This window comes from Tepidibacter formicigenes DSM 15518 (assembly GCF_900142235.1).
Classification (GTDB): Bacteria; Bacillota; Clostridia; order Peptostreptococcales; family Peptostreptococcaceae; genus Tepidibacter; species Tepidibacter formicigenes.
Map to the genome: position 1 here is coordinate 1 of NZ_FRAE01000042.1, position 20,058 is coordinate 20,058.

Genomic DNA, 20,058 nt, shown 5'->3' on the forward strand with positions numbered 1-20,058 from the left:
TATTTAGATATGAATTTTTCGTATATATACTTTATAGACTGAACTTTTTGCATAGTAATAATGGCTAAGATTGTAAGTACAAATAATTCAAAGCTACGCTTATAGAAAATATCTCTATACAAAAATAAATACTTTTTTAGTGTTTTTAAAGTTGATTTATCGTCAATAATCATAATATAACTGAGCTCCTTATTTGTTATTTTGGTTTAATCACTAAAGATTATTAACAATTTAAGGCTCAGTTATATTATTTTTTGGATTAAATTTAATCAATTACTTGTAAAGTGGTGTTTATATATTTATGCCTTTTTAACAAATTGTGACTTTAATTTCATAGCTCCAAAGCCATCTATTTTACAATCAATATCATGTCCATCAGATGAATCATGAATTAAACGTATATTTTTTACTTTTGTACCTATCTTTATAACTGATGAACTTCCTTTTACTTTCAAATCCTTAATTATTGTTACAGTATCACCATCATTTAATATATTTCCATTTGAATCTTTGATAGCATTTGTATTTTCACTATTTTCATCTATTGATTCTAAAGTCCATTCATGTGCACATTCTGGGCAAATAAGAAGACTTCCATCTTCGTAAGTATATTCTGAATTACATTTTGGACAATTTGGTAAATTAAACATAATTTCATTTCCTCCATCATTATTATTAATTTTGATTAATAAGAATTATTTCTGATTTCCTCATAGTTTTATATATTATCATAACTTTGTCATATTGACAAATCTCCTTCTAAACTCTCCTTGAAGTTCCTTTTTGACGCTTATTAGATGCCTCATATATTTTACACACAAAATTAGCCATGGCAAATGCCATGGCTAATTTATTTGCTTTATTTCTGCACATAATCTTTAGGATTTGGTGCTTTAATAACGAAAATCTCCAACGTTTCATCATGCTTATTTCCAACATTCATTTTAGTATTATAAGGAATATTCAGTATATCTCCTTTAACATATTCATGTACTTCTTGATCTCCCAATTGAATTGACAATGTTCCTCTTATTACTATCATATACACATTAGAATTTGCAAAATGTTCTGGTAATCCCTCACCTTTATTAAATATCATATGATTTAAATGAATATTTTCATCATTAATTATTTTTTCTATCGCTTTTTCATTTCCTGTTGAATACTTATAAATTTTTTCTAACATATCATACAACTCCTTCTGCTTTTTTATCCTAAAAACTGTTCTAAATCTTCATCTACACTATTTATACCATTAATACCAAAAGTATCAACAAGCACTTTTGCCACATTTGGTGATAAAAACGCAGGTAATGTCGGTCCAAGCTTAATATTTTTCACACCAAGGTAAAGCAATGCAAGTAATACAATTACTGCTTTTTGCTCATACCATGCAATATTGTATGCTATCGGCAACTCATTAATATCATTAAGCTCAAATATCTCTTTTAATTTAAGGGCAATAACAGCTAATGAATAAGAATCATTACATTGTCCAGCATCTAGTACCCTTGGAATACCTCCTATATCTCCTAAATCTAATTTGTTATAACGATATTTAGCACAACCAGCTGTTAAAATAACTGTATCCTTTGGTAATTTTTTCGCAAACTCAGTATAATAAGATCTAGATTTCATTCTTCCATCACAACCGGCCATTACAAAGAATTTTTTAATTGCACCAGATTTTATAGCATCTACTATTTTATCTGCTAATGCAAAAACTTGTTCATGTGCAAATCCTCCAATAATTTTTCCTGTTTCTATTTCTTTAGGTGAATCTAATTTTTTAGCATGTTCAATTATTTCAGAAAAATCTTTTTTTCCATTTTCATCAGCTTCAATATGTTTACATCCAGGATATCCCGTTGAGCCAGTAGTGTAAATTCTTTCTATATGTTCTGGTTTTGGTGGCACAATACAATTTGTTGTAAATAGTATTGGTCCATTAAATGTTTCAAATTCTTCCTTTTGTTTCCACCATGCATTTCCATAATTACCAACAAAATGATCATACTTTTTAAAAGCTGGATAATAATGAGCTGGTAACATCTCACCATGCGTATAAACGTCTACTCCTGTACCCTTTGTTTGTTCTAATAACTGCTCTAAATCTTTCAAATCATGACCTGATATTAAAATAGCCGGATTATTTCTAACCCCAATATTCACTTCAGTTATTTCTGGATTCCCATAAGCACCTGTATTAGCAGCATCTAACATAGCCATAACATCTACACCATATTTACCTGTTTCCAATGTAAGAGCAACTAAATCATCTGCACTCAATGTATCATCTAATGTTGCAACTAATGCTTTTGAAATAAACTCATAAATTTCTTCACTCTCTTTTCCAAGATTATAAGCATGTTCTGCATAAGCTGCCATACCTTTAAGTCCATATGTTATTAATTCTCTAAGAGAACGAATATCCTCATTTTCTGTAGCCAAAACTCCAACTTGAACAGAATCTGCTTTAGCCTTTATAACAGATTCTGAATCTGCTTTCCATGTAGCAACATCATGTAAATCATTAAGTACTATCCCTTTATTTTTTAATTCTTCTTTCATTTCTTCTCTCAAAGCTATTCCTTCTTTGATTTTTTCAATAAATACCCCTTCATCAAAATTAGCATTTGTAATAGTCATAAACAAACCATTCATTATAAAGTGATTTGCATTTGAAAACTTAATACCTGCTTTTTTACATTCTTGTGCAATTAATGCTATACCTTTCAATGTGTAAATCATTAAATCTTGTAATTTTGCAACATCTTCTGATTTACCACAAACCCCTTTAATTGTACAACCTGTTCCCTTTGCTGCCTCTTGACATTGATAACAAAACATACTCATTTTAAAAAACCTCCTAATTTATTTTTTTTAATATTTCACCTTTTCTCAAATTAGCTCTTAATGTACTTATAATTTCATCCATTTTTTCTAATTCTGCTAACATACCTTTTTCTTCATTGTTAGTTTCTATAATTTTATCTATACCACCATTTTTTATAACAATTCTCTTATCTGCCATTAAGGCTAAAATAGGATCATGTGTAGCCATTAATACAATTTTTTCTTCATTAACAAGAAGATTTAAAGCTTTTTTCCTATCTATTCCTGCATTTTCTATTTCATCTATTAAAACAATCGGTGATGTACTTAGTATTGCTGTATCTGCTATCATTAAAGCTCTAGACTGCCCTCCACTAAGACTAGTAATAGGTGTATCTAAATTAAATTGTTCACCAGCTAAATTATTAGCAGCATCAATAATTCTCCTAATTACTTCTTCTTCTTTTTCAACCATTCTACTTTTAGCATGTAACTCTATAAACTCTCTTACAGTTAAATCCATTACAAAATTCATATTTTGAGATAATTGTGCAACTAATTTATTTGAAGATGAAAAACGCCATTTTTTATCAGGTATTTCTCCATTAATTAAAATAGTTCTTCCAGTAGGAGTATCATTATTAGCAGCCCATTCAATATCAGCTAATAATCGACTTTTCCCTGAACCTGTTGGCCCAACAATTGATACTATTTCACTTTTGCGAATAGTAAGTGTTTCAAAATTCTCTCTTTCTCCATATTTGTTCTTACCTGCTACAATTGTCAAAGACTCTATATTATCATCTTCTACTATTCCGAGAAATTCTAACATCTCATTGATATAAGCTACAAAATCGTCTTTTAATTTTTCAATATCTATTGCCCACTCCTCTATTTCTTCTTCAGTAAAATGATTTAAATATTGTTCAAATGTAATTTCTTCATATCCTTCTACATTAAGATTATTGTTTTGAAAAAAAGAAATAGAAAATGGATATTTACTTTCAAGATTCTTTATTTTCATTTTTTCTATATCTTTTATACTAATCATCTTCTTCACCCAATTTCATCTTTCTAACATTACCCATTTGATAATCTTCCCCAATTCTTCTCTCTCCTAAACAGTATGAACAAAGAGCTGAAGGCATTGAAAATCTCAATTCTTTTCCTCTCACAGTTTCTACATCTTCTTTTTCATCATATAATAGTGTGCTTAATTCAAATGCACCTTGCCCTGTTAATCCATTTACATGCATTATTATCGCCTTGGGATTTACCGAATGAACTTTCGAAGCAAAAACCTCTCTTTCTGCTTGTGATACAATATCCCCTTTTGTTATTACAACAATATCTGCCGATTTTAACATAGGTCCAATTTTTTTAGGTGTATTAATACCACTTAAATTATCGATAACACATATTGCCTTAATATCTTTAATGTACGGTGAACAACGATTACAAAGTCCTGCACTTTCTGTAATCAATACATCTAGATTTTGTTTTTTTCCCCACTGAACAACTTCTTCAATATTACTCACAAAATAATGATCTGGACATAAAGAACCCGATAATCCTTTTTTAACTGGAACTCCTGACTTTTTATATAAAACATCATCGTCAGTATATAAGCAATCAAACTTTACTACACCTACACTTAACCCTCTTTGATGTAGAGCAGAAATTGTCTTTAATATTACTGATGTTTTTCCAGATGAAGGAGGTCCCGATATTGTTATTAAATTCATAATCACACCTCTCTAATAGCTTCATTAAACATTTTCTCACATTTACTTATTAAACTTCCTATATCATTATTTTTAATATAATCCCAACCAATCCACATATACTTATGATCTTTAGAAATCATATTATCCACATCGGGATTTACACTTGGGAACTTCCCATTGTGCGATAATATTTCTCCAACTTTTTTTGAAGCAAAAAAATCTACAATTGGTTTTAATTTTTCCTTTTTCTCTTTTTTACTCAACATAAATATCGGACTAATAATCGCACCGTCTTTTGGCCATATAGCTTTCATAGGTCCATCTCTCTTTATCATTCTCGTGAAAAAATACGGCATTATTGTAACAACTGGTTTTTCTGTTTTTCTAATATGAGATTTAACCATCTCCGATGGGTGCATACTTTTTAACAAGCTTTTACCCAATTTTTTTACTCCTTCTTCACCGTATTTTTTATAAATATTTAATAATATGGCATTAAACAAATCAAAATCTCCTATTGGTAAACTCACTTTATTTTCAAATTCTTCACTTAATATATCTTCCCAACTTGAAGGCATTTTCAGTCCTTTTAATTCCTCTGTATTCACTAAAAATACTGCTGGTACAACTCCTATCATTGAATACTGTTTATCTGGATCTTTTAGATTTATATAATCATTTTCAAAATCTCTATTGTAATGCTCTATTTCTGTAATATCTTCAAATACACCTTCTGACTTATATTTACCAATTAAATTTTTATCAAAAAATAAGTCAAATCCTGCTGATATAAATATATCTGGTAATACATCTACTGATTTTGTTTTTTCTAAAGATTCTTTCAGCCAATCTACACCCATAGATGCAGCTTTTAATTCATAACCTATAGTCACATTTAACTTCTCTTTATTATTTTCCAACCAATCTTGAAAAGCTTCCATCAACGGCACTCTTACAGGACATGGCAATATACCTTCAATTTTCACATCTGCATTTTGTGCTATTTCATTTACTTTAGATACCTTATCCACATTATTTTGCTTATCTTCAATAATATTTATTAATTGTTTTGTAAAAGTATCTATATTTATTTTTTTCATTTTTAAAGCTGTTTCTAATGTAATTGTTTTTCCAATTGTTTTTCTTTGATTTTCATCTTTTATATTTTCAAAACCTACTGAAACCAACAAATCAATTGCTTCTTTATATTTTTCAGTAATATCAAACAATGTATCTTTTATATCAAAATATCTATTATCCATTTTTTCACCTCATAAATTACTCATAATTTAGTAATTTTTTCTTTTGTTACACTTATTATATCATTTGCATTTTTCCATTTCCGTATCCTCTGTTACACAAAAAATTTTTTTTAAAAAAATGGTTATACAAGTATTTTAAGTATACTTGTATAACCATTTTAATTATACATTCGATTTTAACGAATCAACATCAATAATCTCAAATGAAGATTTGTAAAAATTAATAATACCTTCTTCTTTCATTTTTATAATTTCTCTGGACAATGATGGTCTAGATACATTTAAAAATTCAGCTAATTCATGTCTTTTTAAAGGTACCATAAATTTATTTCTTCCAGCAATACTATACTGTTCTAATAAATATGCACTTATTTTACTCCTTATACTTTTCATTGATAAATATTCTATTTTCCTATTAAGTTCAAGTGCCTTTTGCGAAACTATTTTTAACATATTTTGAATTAATAATTTATGCCCAATACACATTTTAGGACAATTAGCTAGAATTTTATTTGGAGTAAAAAACCATACTATACAGTCTGTAGATGCAATTACTGTAACAGGCCACTTATCATCGTTAGAAAAAGCAATTACTTCGCCAAATATACTATTCTCTTTCAATTTAGTCATAATAACTCTATCGCCTGCTGTATTTTCTTTTGTAACAACTACTTCTCCTTGAATTACAATTCCTATTCCAGTAAACTTATTTTCTACTATGGTTATATACTCCTTTTTTTTATAAGATACTATTTTGGGTTTTAAACAAATTAACATTCTGTTTAATTCGTCTAACTCAATATTTTCAAAAAGTTTGACATTTTTAAGCTTATTTAACCATTTAGTATACATAAAATTTTATTTTTAAGCTACTACTCCTTTCTTTTTTAGTATTCCTTTATTATATCATAGAATATACTATTTCCATTCTATAACATCTATAACATCTCCAGTTTTTACTACTCCACCTTTAATAACTCTTGTAAATATACCTTCTCTTGGCATTATACAATCTCCAACCTGCTTTCTTATTTCACATCCCCCATGGCACTCTTTACCTATCTGAGTAACCTCTTGAACAGTATCACCTATTTTAAGTCTTGTTCCAATAGGAAGCTCATGAAGAATTATACCCTCTGTTGTAATATTTTCAGCAAACTTACCTGTACAAAGTCCATCTATTCCTAAAGCCTTCATTTTATCTATACTTTCTTGACCAAGTAAACTTACTTGTCTGTGCCATTTCCCTGCATGAGCATCCCCAACTAAACCATAATCTTCTTTAAATTCACCTTCAGGTATAGGTTTTTTAATAACCCCTTTTTTCTCACTTATATTAATAGCCACAACTTTTCCAATTTTATTCATTTCTATTCCTCCCCATAATTTACTTTCTTTTTACTTTCTTATATAATCTGATTTGCCACCAGTTTTTTTAACAAGTCTAACATTATCTATTACCATATCCTTATCTACCGATTTGCACATATCATAAATAGTTAAAGCTGCCATGGATACTGCAGTTAGTGCTTCCATTTCAACTCCTGTTTTTCCAAAAGTAAAAACTGAAGCTTGTATTTCTATTTCATCTTCTAATATATTAAATTTTATATCAGCACCAGTTAAGAATATGTTATGGCACATTGGAATTAAATCAGATGTCTTTTTAGATCCCATTATTCCACCTATTTGAGCTACCGATAAAACATCTCCTTTTTTTATAAGTCCTTCTTTTATCAAATCAACTGTTTCTTTTTTCATTTTTATAGAACCTCTTGCTATTGCTACTCTTTTAGTGTCATCTTTTTCTCCTACATTTACCATATGCGCTCTTCCATTTTCATTAAAATGAGTAAACTCCATATTTATCCTCCTATAGCTACCATATTTCTTTTTATATATTCTCCATCTTCTAAGTGATGTGATTTTGGCTTTTTATTTATAGAATTTATAATTATCTCTTTTAAATCTTCTCCATTTCTTAAAGGAGTTTTTAAATCTATTTCTTCATTTGAATGAAGACATAATTTAAGCTTTCCATCACAAGTTAGTCTTACTCTATTACAGTTATCACAGAATTTGCATGATATTGGGTTTATAAATCCTACCTTTCCCTTTCCATTAGAAAGTTTATAATAGTTTGCAGGAGATGATATGTCATCCCTTTTAATCTCTTTTAAATCTTTTATACATTCTAAGACTCTGCTGTTTGGTATAAACTTATCTAATGACCAACCTTTAGCCTCACCTATAGGCATAAGCTCTATAAATCTAACATCTATTTCTTCATTTTTAGTTAAGTTAACAAAATCATAAATTTCATTTTCATTAAATCCACCAATTAAAACAGTATTTAATTTTATAGGAGTAAGTCCTACTTTTTTAGCTTCTTTTATTCCTTTTATTAAATCCTTTAAATTTCCACCTCTAGTTATCTCTCTATATTTTTCTTCATTTAATGTATCAAGGCTTATATTCACTCTGTTTAGTCCTGCATTTTTTAAATCTTTTGCGTATTTTTTTAGAAGCAATCCATTTGTAGTTAGTGCAAAGTCTTTTACTTTATCTATCTTTCCTATTTTCTCAATTAAATTTAAAACTCCTCTTCTAACTAAAGGCTCTCCACCTGTTATTCTTATTTTATTTATTCCTAAATCTACAAATACTTTTGTTATTTTTTCTATTTCTTCTAATCTTAAAACTTCATTGTGATCTATTTTACTTATTCCATTCTTTGGCATGCAGTATTTGCATCTTAAGTTGCATAAGTCTGTTATTGATATTCTAAGATAATTTATTTTTCTTTTATATGAGTCAATCATATTACTCCCCCACAATTATTACTTCTCCAGTATTTTCAACCTCATATCCCCCCAGATTATTTATTCTATTCTTAAATTCTTCGCTTTTAATTACATTTATAAAATTAATTATCTTTTCATCTTCCATATATTCAAAAGGTACTAAAAAGTCATAACATTCATATCCAACTGGTATAAAATCTAAATCCATGGCCTTAGCTGCTGACATTATTCCAAGTCCAGTATCACAAGAATTGCTCTTAACACTTACAGCTACTGCCATATGAGTTGTCATTTCTCTTTCATATCCTTTTATATCACTAGTTTCTATATCTAATTTATTTATATTATAATCAAGAAGTATTCTAGTTCCTGCCCCTCTTTGTCTATTTACAAAAGATACATCTTCTCTTATTAAATCCTTAAAATCATTTATATTTTTAGGATTTCCTTTTTGAATCATAAATCCTTGAAGTCTTTTAACTCCTTTTATTAGTGACATTTTTCTTCCTTTAAAGTATTTTTTTATATAGCTTATATTGTACTCTCCTGTATTTTCATCAAGAAGATGTATAGGTGATATATGGCATTCACCTCTTCTCATTGCCATAATCCCCCCCATACTTCCAACATGTCCAGATGATAAAGGCATTATATCTGAAATTATATCCATTATTAAATCATGGCTTCCAATAGAAACTAAAGTTTCTTTTATACTATCTTCTGTTTTTAAAAGTTTTACATCTACAAAGTTTCCAGCTTCTATTCCCTCACTATTTTGAGGGATTTCAAGTACTCCATCAGCTTTAACAAGACTCATTGTAACTCCTGCTCCACGAGTTAGAGGTGTTGCTATTAATTTATCTTTAACATATCCTAGATTTACTCTTACAAGTTCTTTATTTTTAAGTGATGAAACTATTCTTTTTGATAGTACTGCTTTTTTAATCTCTTCTTTATTCTCTTTAAATTTACTGTATTTTAATATTAAAGGCTTTACTAATGTTTCAAATACCATATAAGAAGATACAGGATATCCTGGTATTCCTATAACTGGCTTTTCATTAACTATTCCTAGTATTGTAGGCTTTCCTGGCTTTATTGCAACTCCATGAACTAATACTTTTCCTATTTCTCTTATTATCTTAACAGTATAGTCTTCACTTCCAGCAGAAGACCCTGCATTTATAAGCACTATGTCATTTTCATCCACTGCTTTTAAAATAGTATTTTTAAGAATTTCATAATCATCCTTTACTGGAGAAATTCTATTAGGTATTCCTCCATATTCTAAAACTAATCCTTCAAACATTCTAGAATTTGAATCTATTATTTTTCCTTCTTTTAAATCTTCAAATTTCTCTACTATTTCCGACCCTGTAGGGATAATTCCAACTTTAGGCTTTTTATAAACTTTTAGTTTATCTACTCCTCCAGCAATTAAAGCTCCTAAATCTAGAGGTCTTATTTTATGCTTTGAAGGAATTATCATCTCATTTGCTACTAAATCCTCTCCAATTGGTCTTATGTGCTGCCATGGATGAGCTGGACTTAATATTTTAACTTTACCTTTTTCAAGCTCTATTACATCTTCTATCATAATTACTGCATTATACGGCTCTTTTATTAAATTTCCTGTATTTATATAAACAAAGTCCTTACCTTCTTCAATTATTTTAGGATTAACTTCAGTTGCTCCATATGTATTCTCTGCAACAACAGCTATACCATCCATTGCTGCACTATTATAATGAGGAGAGGAATTTTTAGCAAATACAGCTTCACTTGTAACCCTATTTAAACTATTTAAAACATCTATTTCTTCATAACTTATAAACTTATCCCTTATTTCACTAAAAAATATTTCTTTTGCTTTATCTACATCAGTATTAGAAATATATATATTTCTATCTTCCTTTTTCATATTTATTCCCCCTATATAAAATACATATCTACCTCTTGTCCCTTATATAATCCTTCTTCTTCAGATTTTATTACTACATATCCACAAGATTTTGATAAAAGTGTTATAAGTCCTGATTTTCCAAAGTTAGGTACTGCATATAATTTTCCATCTCTTTCATCTAAACTTACCATTTGATATGTTTCTTTTCCTGGTGATGAGTGAATATTATAATCCATTATAGCCTTTGTTTTGTTAATTTCTTTATTTATTCCTATAATTTCTTTAACTAAGTATTCAACAAATATTTTAAATACTATTATAGAAGATACTGGATGTCCAGGAAGTCCAAATATTACTTTTCCTTTTCCTTCTCCTATTAACGTAGGTTTTCCTGGTTTTATAGAAACTCCATGAACTAATACTCCTTTTCCATCAAATGAATTTATAACATCATAAGTAAAGTCACGAGTTCCAACAGAACTTCCTCCAGATATTAAAATAATATTTGAAGTATTCAGTGCTTTATCTACTTCTTCTCTTAATAATTCATAATCATCCTTTACTATAACTCTATTTACTATTTCTCCACCTAATTTCTCTATTAAAGAATATAATGCATATCCATTTATATCTCTTATTTTTCCAAGAGTTAATTCTTCATCTAAATCTATTATCTCGTCTCCCGTTGATATAATATAAAATTTAGGCTTTTTATATACCTTAACAGTTCCTACTCCTAAACTTGCTAAAACCCCTATATCCTGTGGTGTTATTTTTTTTCCTTTATTTAAAATTACTTCTCTTTTTTTTATATCATCGCCTTTGTATATTACATTTTCACCAGGAAATAATGGTCTGTGTATTGCAATAGTTATATCATCTAATTTTTCAACATGTTCTATCATAATTACACTATCTGCTCCCTCTGGAATCATTCCTCCAGTTGGAACATATACAGCCTGACCTGATTTAATTTTAGTATCTATACTCTCTCCCATATTAACTTCTCCAGCAACATCTAAAAAGCTAGGAAGCGAGTCACTACAGCCATGGCTGTCACTGCTTTTTATAGCATATCCATCAACAGTTGATCTATTAAACTCTGGAACATTAATATCTGATATTATATCTTCTCCTAATATTCTATCTAAACAATTTAGAATACTTACTTCTTCTAAATTAATACATAAGTCCGAAAAATTTTCCTTTAATATATTTTTAACTTCATCAACTGATATAACATTAAAAAACTCCATCTATTCCCCCTACCTTTCCCCTTTCAATACAAACAATTTCATCACATAATCTTTTTGCTTGTTTTAAATCATGAGTTATTATAATAACTGTACTTTTATTTATTTTATTGTAATTTAAAATTTCTCTTTCTATTAAATTTGTACTATTAGTATCTATATTTGATGTTGGCTCATCTAAAAGTAAAAGCTTTGGAGTAAACACTAAAGCTCTACCTAATGATACCTTTTGTGATTCTCCTCCCGACAGTAAATGTCCTTTTTTGTCTTTTAAGTCAAGAATATCCAATCTTTTTAATATATTTTCGACTTTCACTTTTCTTTCTCCTTTAGAAATACTCCTTATTTTTAGAGGATATTCAATATTTTCATACACACTTCTTTTAAATAAATTAGGTCTTTGAAGTACAAGTGTCATATCCTTATATATATTTTTATCTATGCTTTTTCCTTTATATAATACACTTCCTTTAAAATCCTTATCCATGCCAGCTATTATATTAAGAAGAGTACTTTTACCTGCACCATTTGGCCCTATTATCCCAGTTATTATTCTTTTTTTTATTTGAAGATTATCTATATCTAGAACAAGTTTATCTTTATAGTACTTTTTAAGATTATTTATTTGAATATCCATATTAGTCCTCCACATTGTATTTATAAATAATACTGTTTATACCAAATGATATAAATAAAAGAACTATTCCTAGTGCTATTGCCATGGCATAATTTCCCATAGAATTAAACATAGCAATAGATGTAGTTATAACTCTTGTATGTCCTTTTATATTTCCTCCAACAATCATAACTGCCCCAACTTCAGATATTGCTCTTGAAAAAGTTGTAACTATATTTATAAATAAATCAAGCTTTAACTCTCTTACTATAAGAGCTATTATTTGAAATTTATTAGCTCCAAGTGTTATTCCTACCCTTTCAATATCTTTTCCTCTATTTTTTGCTAGGTTATAGGTAAGTCCTAATATCAATGGAATTACAAGTAAAGTTTGAGCAATTATCATTGCTGATGGAGTGTATAAAAGCTTTAAAAAACCAAAAGGTCCTCTTCTAGAAAGTATAATAGCAACTAAAAGTCCTACTACTACTGAAGGTGTACTCATTAGTGTATATAATATTCTTGAGAAAAGTCTTTTTCCTTTAAAACTAGTTATTCCTAAAAAAATTCCAATTGGAATACAAATAACAGAAGATATTATTGTTGAGGTAGAAGATACAAATAAAGATAAAAATATTATTTTATAAATTTCCTTATCAAATGAGATTAAAAGTTTTACTGCTTCCTTAAATCCCCCTAGTATATAGACCATTCCTTCTCCCCCTAATATTTATATCTATTAAATCAGGGCTTAAAGCACTACATATACTTTAAGTCCCTCTTTTAAAAAACTACTCTGCATTTGGAACAAATAATGCTTGCCCAAACTTATCTTTTCCATATTCAGCTATCATACCTTGAGCTTTTTCTCCCAAAATCCATTCCATGAATTTTCTTGCACTATCTGCATTTATGTTTTCGTTTTTGTCAGGATTAACAAGAATAACTCCATATTGATTGAATAAATCATCATTTTTCTCAACTGTTATTTCAAGGCTTAAATTATCTTTCATTGATAAATATGTAGCTCTATCAGTTAAAGTATATCCCTGCATTTCATCAGCCATTTTTAAAACGTCTCCCATCCCTTTTCCTGCTTCTACATAAAAATCTCCTTCAGGTGTTACTTCAGCTTTCTTCCAAAGCTTAAGCTCTTTTTTATGAGTTCCTGAATCGTCTCCTCTTGATATAAATTTAGCTTTATTTTCATTAATAGCTTTTAGAGCTCCTATTATATCATTTGAATAGTTTTCTTTTAATTTTGCTGGATCATCCTTTGGTCCAACCAATACGAAATCATTGTACATTACATCATGTCTTTCAATTCCATCTCCATTTTTTACAAATTCTTCTTCTTTATCCTTTGCATGTACTAAAAGTGCATCTGCTTCTCCATCTACTCCCATTTGAAGTGCTTTTCCTGTTCCCACAGCAACAACTTTAGCTTCTATTCCTGTATCTTTCTTAAATTCTGGAAGTAAATAATCAAGAAGTCCACTATCTCTTGTACTTGTAGTAGTTGCAAGTATTATGCTAGTAATTTTTTGTGGTTCTTGAGTAGATGCATTATCATTTTGCTCATTTGTGCTAGAGCATCCTACTAATAGTGTAAATACTAAAATTAATGATGTTAAAATAGAAAGTAATTTTTTCATTTTTTTATCCCCCTTGTAAATTATTAAAAAAACAGCCCAAAAGGACTGTTTTAAGACATATTTATAGCCTAAAACTTTCCTTTCCAATCACGGGAGGCTAAAGAATTTCTTCTTCAACCCATAGGCTTAAATATCATAGCTCTACCTTAGACATTTAAGCTCGGAAAATTTGAGTAGATATTCATTTTTTCTCCTCTTGCAAATCCTATTAAAGTTATATTCAGCTCTCTTGCAATATTTACTGCAAGATCAGTTGGAGCTGACCTTGAAACTACTACTGGAATTTTTCTCTTTGCTATTTTTATAAGTATTTCTGATGATATTCTTCCACTTATAAGAATTATTTTATCTTTTAATTTTATATCATCAATTAAGCATTTACCTAATATTTTATCAAGTGCATTGTGTCTTCCTATGTCCTCTTCAAATAATATTATTTTTTCACTATTGCAAAGACCGCAGCTGTGAACTCCTCCTGTTTGTAAAAAAAGCTCTGATTTTTTGTTGAAATTTTTTATTAAGCTCAATATTTTATCTGGATTAACAGAAGTTTTATTCTCTATTTTTTTGCTTTTAAACGAATCAAGCACATTATAAAATAGAGTTCCTTTTCCACAGCCACTTGTTATAGTTCTTTTCCCATATAGCTTTTCTGTTAATAAGTCCTTATTTTTTGTGTATATATATCCATATCCTTTTTCTTCATCAACTATAACCCTATCTATATCCTTATTAGAGTTTATAACCCCTTCAGAAGCTAAAAACCCTACAGCTAAATACTCTAAAGATTTGGGCGAGCACAGAAGAGTTACAAATTCTTTATCATTTAAAAATATAGTAAATGGATATTCAACTACTACTATATCTTCTTCTTTATTTATTTCTTTTCTTTTATATCTACTTATCTCAAGATTTTTCACATTATCCATTGAACTCATTCCCTATCAAATGTAGATAATTACTTAAATCTTCTTTGGTATTTAAGTTTAAAAACATATCCCAATTAGGACTAAATTTTCTAGCATCTTTTTCTTCTACATAAAAAGTATTTAGTTTTTTGAGAAGTGAAAATACAGACCTTCTATCTTCTAATAGATGATTTTCTATATCATTTATTAAATCTTTGTTGTAAAAAGCATTAAAAGGCTCTATCCAATCACCTAATTTTGTTACACATGCACTAACATCTTTATTATTTATTTCATTCTTCATATATTTTATATAATCAATATTTATAATTGGCATATCACAAGCTATAAAATAAATATATTTGCTAGAGCTTTCTTTAAGTCCAATGTGAATTCCACTTAAAGGTCCTTTTTGTTTTATTTCATCAGAAACTACCTTATGTGAAAGCCCTAAATAATATTCTGGCTTGTTGGTAACTATTATTATTTCTTCAAATTCCTGCTTTAGCTTATTTATTATATTATCCATTAATCTTCTTTTATTTATTTTTAAAAATTGTTTATCAAATTCCATTCTAGTACTTTTACCACCAGCAAGTATTACTGCACTTTTAAATTTATCCATAATCTCCCTCTATCTTGCACATTCAGATGCTTTTCCTGTAAGTATCTCAAGACCGTGATGAACACTGTCTATTACATATTCTAAAGATTCTCTTACAGCCTTAGGGCTTCCAGGTAAATTTATAATTAATGTTTTGTTTCTTATCCCACTTACCCCACGAGATAACATAGCTCTTTTAGTTATTGAGAGACTGTAGTATCTCATAGCTTCAGATATACCTAGAGCTAATCTATCTACAGCTTTTAATGTAGCCTCAGGAGTTACATCTCTTTCACTAAATCCTGTTCCTCCAGTGGTAAGTATTAAGTCTACACTCAAATCATCACTCATATGTATCATTTCATTTAAAAGAGAATCTTCTTTATCAGGAAGTACTACATATTTTTCTACAGTATATCCCTTTTTAGTTACTATTTCTTCTATTACTTTTCCACTTTCATCAATTCTTTCTCCAATATATCCTTTATCACTTGCTGTAATTATCCCCACTTTAAACATATGTTTCCTCCAAAACCTTTTTATTAATCTTTTCAAGCCTTACAGCACAAACCTTAAGCTCAGGTATTTTACATATATCATCTAGTTCTGTATTAGTTAAATAGTTTGCAGCTCCATCTGCAAAATGGAATGGCATAAACACTACCTCTTCATCTACAATATCAGTTATTTTAGCAGTAGTAGTTATTTCTCCACGTCTTGAATAAAGTTTGACTTTTTCACCATCTTTTATTCCTAATTTATTTGCAGTAGATGGATTTATTTCTATATAAGAATAACCTGCCTTTTGATTTAATCCTTCTACTCTACCTGTCATTGTTCTTGTATGATAATGATACAGTATTCTTCCTGTTGTCATTATCAGAGGATAATCACTATCTGGAATTTCTGCACTCTTTACATAATCAACTGGCATAAACAATCCTTTTCCTCTAGCACAATTACCTTTATGAAGATACTTCGTCCCAAGATGGTCTTTACTTGGGCAAGGCCACTGAATACCTGATTTTTCTATTCTTTCATAACTAATTCCACCATATTGTGGAGTAACTGAAGCTATTTCATCCATTACATCAGATGCTGATGCGTATTTCTTTTTATATCCCAGCTTATTCATTATTTCCATTAATATCTTCCAATCAGGCTTCGTATCTCCTACTGGATTTATAGCTTTTCTAACTCTTTGTATTCTTCTTTCTGTATTTGTAAATGTTCCATCTTTTTCAGCAAATGAAGAAGCTGGAAGTACAACATCAGCAAGTTGAGCCGTTTCTGTTAAGAATATATCTTGAACTACTAAAAAATCTAAATTTTGTAGCCCTTTTTTAACATGATTTATATCAGGATCCGAAAGCATTGGATTTTCTCCCATTATATAAATAAATTTAACATCACCAGTTTCAGCTCCATGCATAATCTCAGGTATTGTAATTCCTACTTTATCAGATAATTTTACGTCCCATGCTTTTTCAAACTTTTCTATAACCTCAGAATTTACTACTTTTTGATATCCAGGTAATGTTCCTGGAAGTCCACCCATATCACAAGCACCTTGAACATTATTTTGTCCTCTTAGTGGGTTTACTCCACCTGATTCTATACCTATATTTCCACAAAGCAGTGCTAAATTTGATACAGACATTACTCCATGAGTTCCAGTTTTATGCTGAGTAATACCCATGGCATAAAATATTCCAGCTTTTTTAGCATTTGCGTAAATTCTTGCAGCTTTTCTTATATCATCAGCTTTAACTCCACAAATATCTGCACATTTTTCAGGAGTATAATCTTTTACAAGCTCTTTTAATGCTTCATAATTTTCGGTTCTTTCTTTGATATATTCTTTATCCTCAAGCTCTTCTTCTATAATTACATTCATCATAGCATTTAAAAGTGCAATGTTAGTTCCTGGTTTTATTTGAAGGAAAACATCAGCATCTTTAACTAAATCAATTCTCCTAGGATCTGCTACTATGATTTTTGCTCCTCTTTTCTTTGCCTGTCTCATTTGAGCACCAATTACAGGATGGTTTTCTGTTGTATTAGACCCTGTAACGAAGATAACATCTGCATTTAAAATTTCACCTACACTGTTTGTCATCGCTCCACTTCCAAGTGTTGTTGCAAGACCTGCAACTGTAGATGAATGTCAGAGTCGAGCACAGTGATCTACGTTATTAGTACCTATTACTGCTCTAAATAGCTTTTGGAATAAATAGTTTTCTTCATTTGTACATCTTGCAGAAGTAAGTCCAGCAAAAGAATCAGGTCCAAATTTTGTTTTAATTTCTTTTACTTTACTAGCTATAAGATTGTATGCCTCTTCCCATGTAGCCTCTTCAAATTTTCCATTTTTCTTAATTAGTGGTTTTTTCAATCTATCAGGATGGTTTATGAATTTATATCCAAATTTTCCTTTTACACATAAAAGACCTTTATTAGATGGTCCATTTGCAGGCTCTACCCCTACCACCTTATCATCCTTCACAAGTAAATCCATTTGACACCCTACTCCACAATATGAACAAGTAGTTCTAACTTTTCTAACTTCCCAAAGTCTGAACTTTTCCTTTGACTTTGGTATAAGTGCTCCTACTGGACATACTGAAACACAGTTACCGCATGAGACACACTCAGAATTTTCAAGTCCTTTATTAAAAGGGGTAGAAATATGAGTATTAAATCCTCTTTCACTAAAGGCTATAGCATTAGTACATTGAAGCTCAGCACAAACTCTTACACATTTTCCACACATGATGCATTTGTTTTGATCAGAATAGTAAAAAGGATTACTATCATCTATAGGAAATTTCTTCTTTTCACCTTCAAAATTTACTCCCTTTACCCCATACTCATAACAGTAATTTTGAAGTTTACAATTTCCTGCTTTTTCACATGTCAAACAATCCATTGGATGATTTGATAATATAAGCCCTAAAAGTTCTTTTCTAGTTTCTATTACCTTTTTGCTATGAGTATAAATTTCTATTCCCTCAGCTACTGGAGTTGAACATGCTGTAGGAAGATTCTTAGCCCCAACAACTTCTACAACACATATTCTACAAGCTCCATCCGGAACTAACCTGTCATCATGACAGAACGTTGGAATATCAATACCAATACTCTCACAAGCTTTAAGTATTGTATAGTCTTTAGGAACACTAATGTCTTTTCCATTAATCCTTATATTGACCATATATTTTTTATCCCCCTTATTGTACAATCTCAGATTTTAATAAATTCGACAAAAATATAACGTTTTCCTCCTTCTTTTTATCCTTTTATTATAGCATCTACTGGACAATCATTGTAACATGCCCCACATTTTATACATTTATCATAATCTATAATATGTTTTTCCTTTAACTTTCCAGTTATGGCATCTACCGGACATTTCTTGGCGCATCTAGTACATCCTACACATTTGTCAGTTATCAAATATTTAACAAGCTCTTGACATACTCCTGATGGACATTTCTTTTCATTTACATGAGTTTCATATTCATGTCTAAAATACTTAAGTGTTGATAATACTGGATTTGGTGCAGTTTGTCCAAGCCCACATAAGGCTGTTGATTTAATTGTACTTGCAAGTTTTTCAAGTTTTTGTAAATCTTCTTTTTCTCCTTTTCCTTGTGTTATTCTCTCTAAAATTTCAAGCATTCTCTTTGTTCCTTCACGACAAGGAGTGCATTTACCACAGGATTCTTCAACAGTAAACTCTAAAAAGAACTTAGCTATATCAACCATACAATTATCTTCATCCATTACTATCATTCCACCTGATCCCATCATAGATCCAAGTGCTGTTAATGAATCATAATCTATTGGTGTATCTAGGTAATCTTCAGTTAAGCATCCACCAGATGGTCCTCCAGTTTGAACAGCTTTAAATTTCTTTCTCTTTGGTATTCCTCCACCTATTTCAAATATTATTTCTCTTAAAGTTGTTCCCATTGGTATTTCTACAAGTCCTGTATTTTCTACTTTTCCACCAAGTGCAAATACTTTTGTTCCTTTAGATTTTTCTGTTCCTATTGAACTGAACCACTCAGCTCCATTTAGAATTATTTTTGGTATATTTGCATAAGTTTCAACATTATTAAGAAGAGTTGGCTTATTCCATATGCCTTTAACTGCTGGAAATGGTGGTCTTGGTCTTGGCATTCCTCTTTTTCCTTCTATAGAGTTTATAAGTGCTGTTTCTTCTCCACAAACGAATGCTCCAGCTCCAAGTCTTATTTCCATATCAAATTCAAAATCAGTTCCCAATATATTCTTACCAAGATATCCTTTTTCTCTAGCTTGGTCTATTGCTATTTGAAGCCTATTAACAGCAACAGGATACTCGGCTCTTACATATACATACCCCATATTTGCTCCTACAGCATATCCTGCTATAGCCATGGCTTCTATTACTACATGTGGATCCCCTTCAAGAATAGATCTATCCATGAATGCTCCTGGATCTCC

General features: G+C 29.7%; 20 protein-coding genes, 1 pseudogene and 1 riboswitch. All 21 genes and pseudogenes read right to left on the reverse strand.

Going from position 1 to position 20,058, the window contains the following annotated elements; all coding sequences use genetic code 11:
- Positions 1 to 173 (reverse strand): annotated as a pseudogene (locus BUA77_RS14875) (IS701 family transposase); the annotation flags it as partial.
- Positions 174 to 299: 126 nt separating this feature from the next.
- Positions 300 to 650, reverse strand: a complete 351-nt coding sequence (locus BUA77_RS08735; protein ID WP_072889273.1) for a zinc ribbon domain-containing protein YjdM — start codon at positions 648 to 650, stop codon at positions 300 to 302.
- Between the two features lie 209 nt (positions 651 to 859).
- Positions 860 to 1,186 carry a cupin domain-containing protein gene (locus BUA77_RS08740; protein WP_072725668.1) on the reverse strand — a complete coding sequence of 109 codons (327 nt, stop codon included), beginning with the start codon at positions 1,184 to 1,186 and terminating at the stop codon, positions 860 to 862.
- 23 nt (positions 1,187 to 1,209) lie between these two features.
- Positions 1,210 to 2,856, reverse strand: a complete 1,647-nt coding sequence (gene hcp / locus BUA77_RS08745; protein WP_072889274.1) for a hydroxylamine reductase — start codon at positions 2,854 to 2,856, stop codon at positions 1,210 to 1,212.
- A gap of 13 nt (positions 2,857 to 2,869) precedes the next feature.
- On the reverse strand, positions 2,870 to 3,859 hold the full coding sequence (locus BUA77_RS08750) for an ATP-binding cassette domain-containing protein (protein WP_200773947.1): 990 nt from the start codon (positions 3,857 to 3,859) through the stop codon (positions 2,870 to 2,872).
- A gap of 19 nt (positions 3,860 to 3,878) precedes the next feature.
- Positions 3,879 to 4,580 carry a GTP-binding protein gene (locus tag BUA77_RS08755; RefSeq protein ID WP_072889278.1) on the reverse strand — a complete coding sequence of 234 codons (702 nt, stop codon included), beginning with the start codon at positions 4,578 to 4,580 and terminating at the stop codon, positions 3,879 to 3,881.
- Between the two features lie 2 nt (positions 4,581 to 4,582).
- Positions 4,583 to 5,824, reverse strand: a complete 1,242-nt coding sequence (locus tag BUA77_RS08760; RefSeq protein ID WP_072889280.1) for an ABC transporter substrate-binding protein — start codon at positions 5,822 to 5,824, stop codon at positions 4,583 to 4,585.
- Between the two features lie 162 nt (positions 5,825 to 5,986).
- On the reverse strand, positions 5,987 to 6,676 hold the full coding sequence (locus BUA77_RS08765; protein WP_072889282.1) for a Crp/Fnr family transcriptional regulator: 690 nt from the start codon (positions 6,674 to 6,676) through the stop codon (positions 5,987 to 5,989).
- A gap of 66 nt (positions 6,677 to 6,742) precedes the next feature.
- Positions 6,743 to 7,183, reverse strand: a complete 441-nt coding sequence (locus BUA77_RS08770; RefSeq protein WP_072889303.1) for an MOSC domain-containing protein — start codon at positions 7,181 to 7,183, stop codon at positions 6,743 to 6,745.
- Between the two features lie 39 nt (positions 7,184 to 7,222).
- Entirely contained in the window at positions 7,223 to 7,687 is a 465-nt protein-coding gene (gene moaC, locus BUA77_RS08775; RefSeq protein ID WP_072889284.1) for a cyclic pyranopterin monophosphate synthase MoaC, read from the reverse strand.
- Positions 7,688 to 7,689: 2 nt separating this feature from the next.
- The gene (moaA, locus tag BUA77_RS08780; RefSeq protein WP_072889286.1) at positions 7,690 to 8,646 is read right to left on the reverse strand and encodes a GTP 3',8-cyclase MoaA; all 957 of its coding nucleotides are present in this window, start codon (positions 8,644 to 8,646) and stop codon (positions 7,690 to 7,692) included.
- A 1-nt stretch (position 8,647) separates the two neighbouring features.
- Positions 8,648 to 10,549 (reverse strand): molybdopterin biosynthesis protein, encoded by a 1,902-nt coding sequence (locus BUA77_RS08785; protein ID WP_072889288.1) that lies wholly within the window; start codon positions 10,547 to 10,549, stop codon positions 8,648 to 8,650.
- A gap of 11 nt (positions 10,550 to 10,560) precedes the next feature.
- A complete protein-coding gene (locus BUA77_RS08790; RefSeq protein WP_072889290.1) occupies positions 10,561 to 11,787 on the reverse strand; it encodes a molybdopterin molybdotransferase MoeA in 1,227 nt (408 codons plus the stop codon).
- Positions 11,774 to 12,421 carry an ATP-binding cassette domain-containing protein gene (locus BUA77_RS08795; RefSeq protein ID WP_072889292.1) on the reverse strand — a complete coding sequence of 216 codons (648 nt, stop codon included), beginning with the start codon at positions 12,419 to 12,421 and terminating at the stop codon, positions 11,774 to 11,776. The genes BUA77_RS08790 and BUA77_RS08795 overlap by 14 nt, the downstream gene beginning before the upstream one ends.
- Position 12,422: 1 nt before the next feature.
- Entirely contained in the window at positions 12,423 to 13,112 is a 690-nt protein-coding gene (locus tag BUA77_RS08800; protein ID WP_072889294.1) for an ABC transporter permease, read from the reverse strand.
- A 79-nt stretch (positions 13,113 to 13,191) separates the two neighbouring features.
- Complete coding sequence (locus BUA77_RS08805) at positions 13,192 to 14,055, reverse strand: substrate-binding domain-containing protein (RefSeq protein WP_072889296.1); 864 nt, start codon at positions 14,053 to 14,055, stop codon at positions 13,192 to 13,194.
- Between the two features lie 60 nt (positions 14,056 to 14,115).
- Positions 14,116 to 14,233: riboswitch (molybdenum cofactor riboswitch) on the reverse strand.
- Complete coding sequence (fdhD, locus tag BUA77_RS08810; protein ID WP_159428973.1) at positions 14,202 to 14,984, reverse strand: formate dehydrogenase accessory sulfurtransferase FdhD; 783 nt, start codon at positions 14,982 to 14,984, stop codon at positions 14,202 to 14,204. Its footprint overlaps the riboswitch before it by 32 nt.
- Positions 14,977 to 15,588 (reverse strand): molybdenum cofactor guanylyltransferase, encoded by a 612-nt coding sequence (gene mobA / locus BUA77_RS08815; protein ID WP_072889298.1) that lies wholly within the window; start codon positions 15,586 to 15,588, stop codon positions 14,977 to 14,979. Before mobA ends, fdhD begins: the two co-directional genes overlap by 8 nt.
- A 9-nt stretch (positions 15,589 to 15,597) precedes the next feature.
- Positions 15,598 to 16,086, reverse strand: coding sequence for a MogA/MoaB family molybdenum cofactor biosynthesis protein (locus tag BUA77_RS08820; protein WP_072889300.1), 489 nt, complete (start codon positions 16,084 to 16,086; stop codon positions 15,598 to 15,600).
- Positions 16,079 to 18,781 carry a formate dehydrogenase subunit alpha gene (gene fdhF / locus BUA77_RS08825; RefSeq protein ID WP_084605667.1) on the reverse strand — a complete coding sequence of 901 codons (2,703 nt, stop codon included), beginning with the start codon at positions 18,779 to 18,781 and terminating at the stop codon, positions 16,079 to 16,081. Before fdhF ends, BUA77_RS08820 begins: the two co-directional genes overlap by 8 nt.
- Before the next feature lie 77 nt (positions 18,782 to 18,858).
- A partial coding sequence (locus BUA77_RS08830) for an NADH-ubiquinone oxidoreductase-F iron-sulfur binding region domain-containing protein (protein ID WP_072889301.1) occupies positions 18,859 to 20,058 on the reverse strand: 1,200 nt, incomplete at its 5' end.

Coding starts and splice junctions, on each gene's coding strand:
- BUA77_RS08735 (WP_072889273.1), bottom strand. CDS start 650: ATGTTTAATTTACCAAATTGTCCAAAATGTAATTCAGAATATACTTAC.
- BUA77_RS08740 (WP_072725668.1), bottom strand. CDS start 1,186: ATGTTAGAAAAAATTTATAAGTATTCAACAGGAAATGAAAAAGCGATA.
- hcp (WP_072889274.1), bottom strand. CDS start 2,856: ATGAGTATGTTTTGTTATCAATGTCAAGAGGCAGCAAAGGGAACAGGT.
- BUA77_RS08750 (WP_200773947.1), bottom strand. CDS start 3,859: ATGAAAATAAAGAATCTTGAAAGTAAATATCCATTTTCTATTTCTTTT.
- BUA77_RS08755 (WP_072889278.1), bottom strand. CDS start 4,580: ATGAATTTAATAACAATATCGGGACCTCCTTCATCTGGAAAAACATCA.
- BUA77_RS08760 (WP_072889280.1), bottom strand. CDS start 5,824: ATGGATAATAGATATTTTGATATAAAAGATACATTGTTTGATATTACT.
- BUA77_RS08765 (WP_072889282.1), bottom strand. CDS start 6,676: ATGTATACTAAATGGTTAAATAAGCTTAAAAATGTCAAACTTTTTGAA.
- moaC (WP_072889284.1), bottom strand. CDS start 7,687: ATGGAGTTTACTCATTTTAATGAAAATGGAAGAGCGCATATGGTAAAT.
- moaA (WP_072889286.1), bottom strand. CDS start 8,646: ATGATTGACTCATATAAAAGAAAAATAAATTATCTTAGAATATCAATA.
- BUA77_RS08785 (WP_072889288.1), bottom strand. CDS start 10,549: ATGAAAAAGGAAGATAGAAATATATATATTTCTAATACTGATGTAGAT.
- BUA77_RS08790 (WP_072889290.1), bottom strand. CDS start 11,787: ATGGAGTTTTTTAATGTTATATCAGTTGATGAAGTTAAAAATATATTA.
- BUA77_RS08795 (WP_072889292.1), bottom strand. CDS start 12,421: ATGGATATTCAAATAAATAATCTTAAAAAGTACTATAAAGATAAACTT.
- BUA77_RS08800 (WP_072889294.1), bottom strand. CDS start 13,112: ATGGTCTATATACTAGGGGGATTTAAGGAAGCAGTAAAACTTTTAATC.
- BUA77_RS08805 (WP_072889296.1), bottom strand. CDS start 14,055: ATGAAAAAATTACTTTCTATTTTAACATCATTAATTTTAGTATTTACA.
- fdhD (WP_159428973.1), bottom strand. CDS start 14,984: ATGGATAATGTGAAAAATCTTGAGATAAGTAGATATAAAAGAAAAGAA.
- mobA (WP_072889298.1), bottom strand. CDS start 15,588: ATGGATAAATTTAAAAGTGCAGTAATACTTGCTGGTGGTAAAAGTACT.
- BUA77_RS08820 (WP_072889300.1), bottom strand. CDS start 16,086: ATGTTTAAAGTGGGGATAATTACAGCAAGTGATAAAGGATATATTGGA.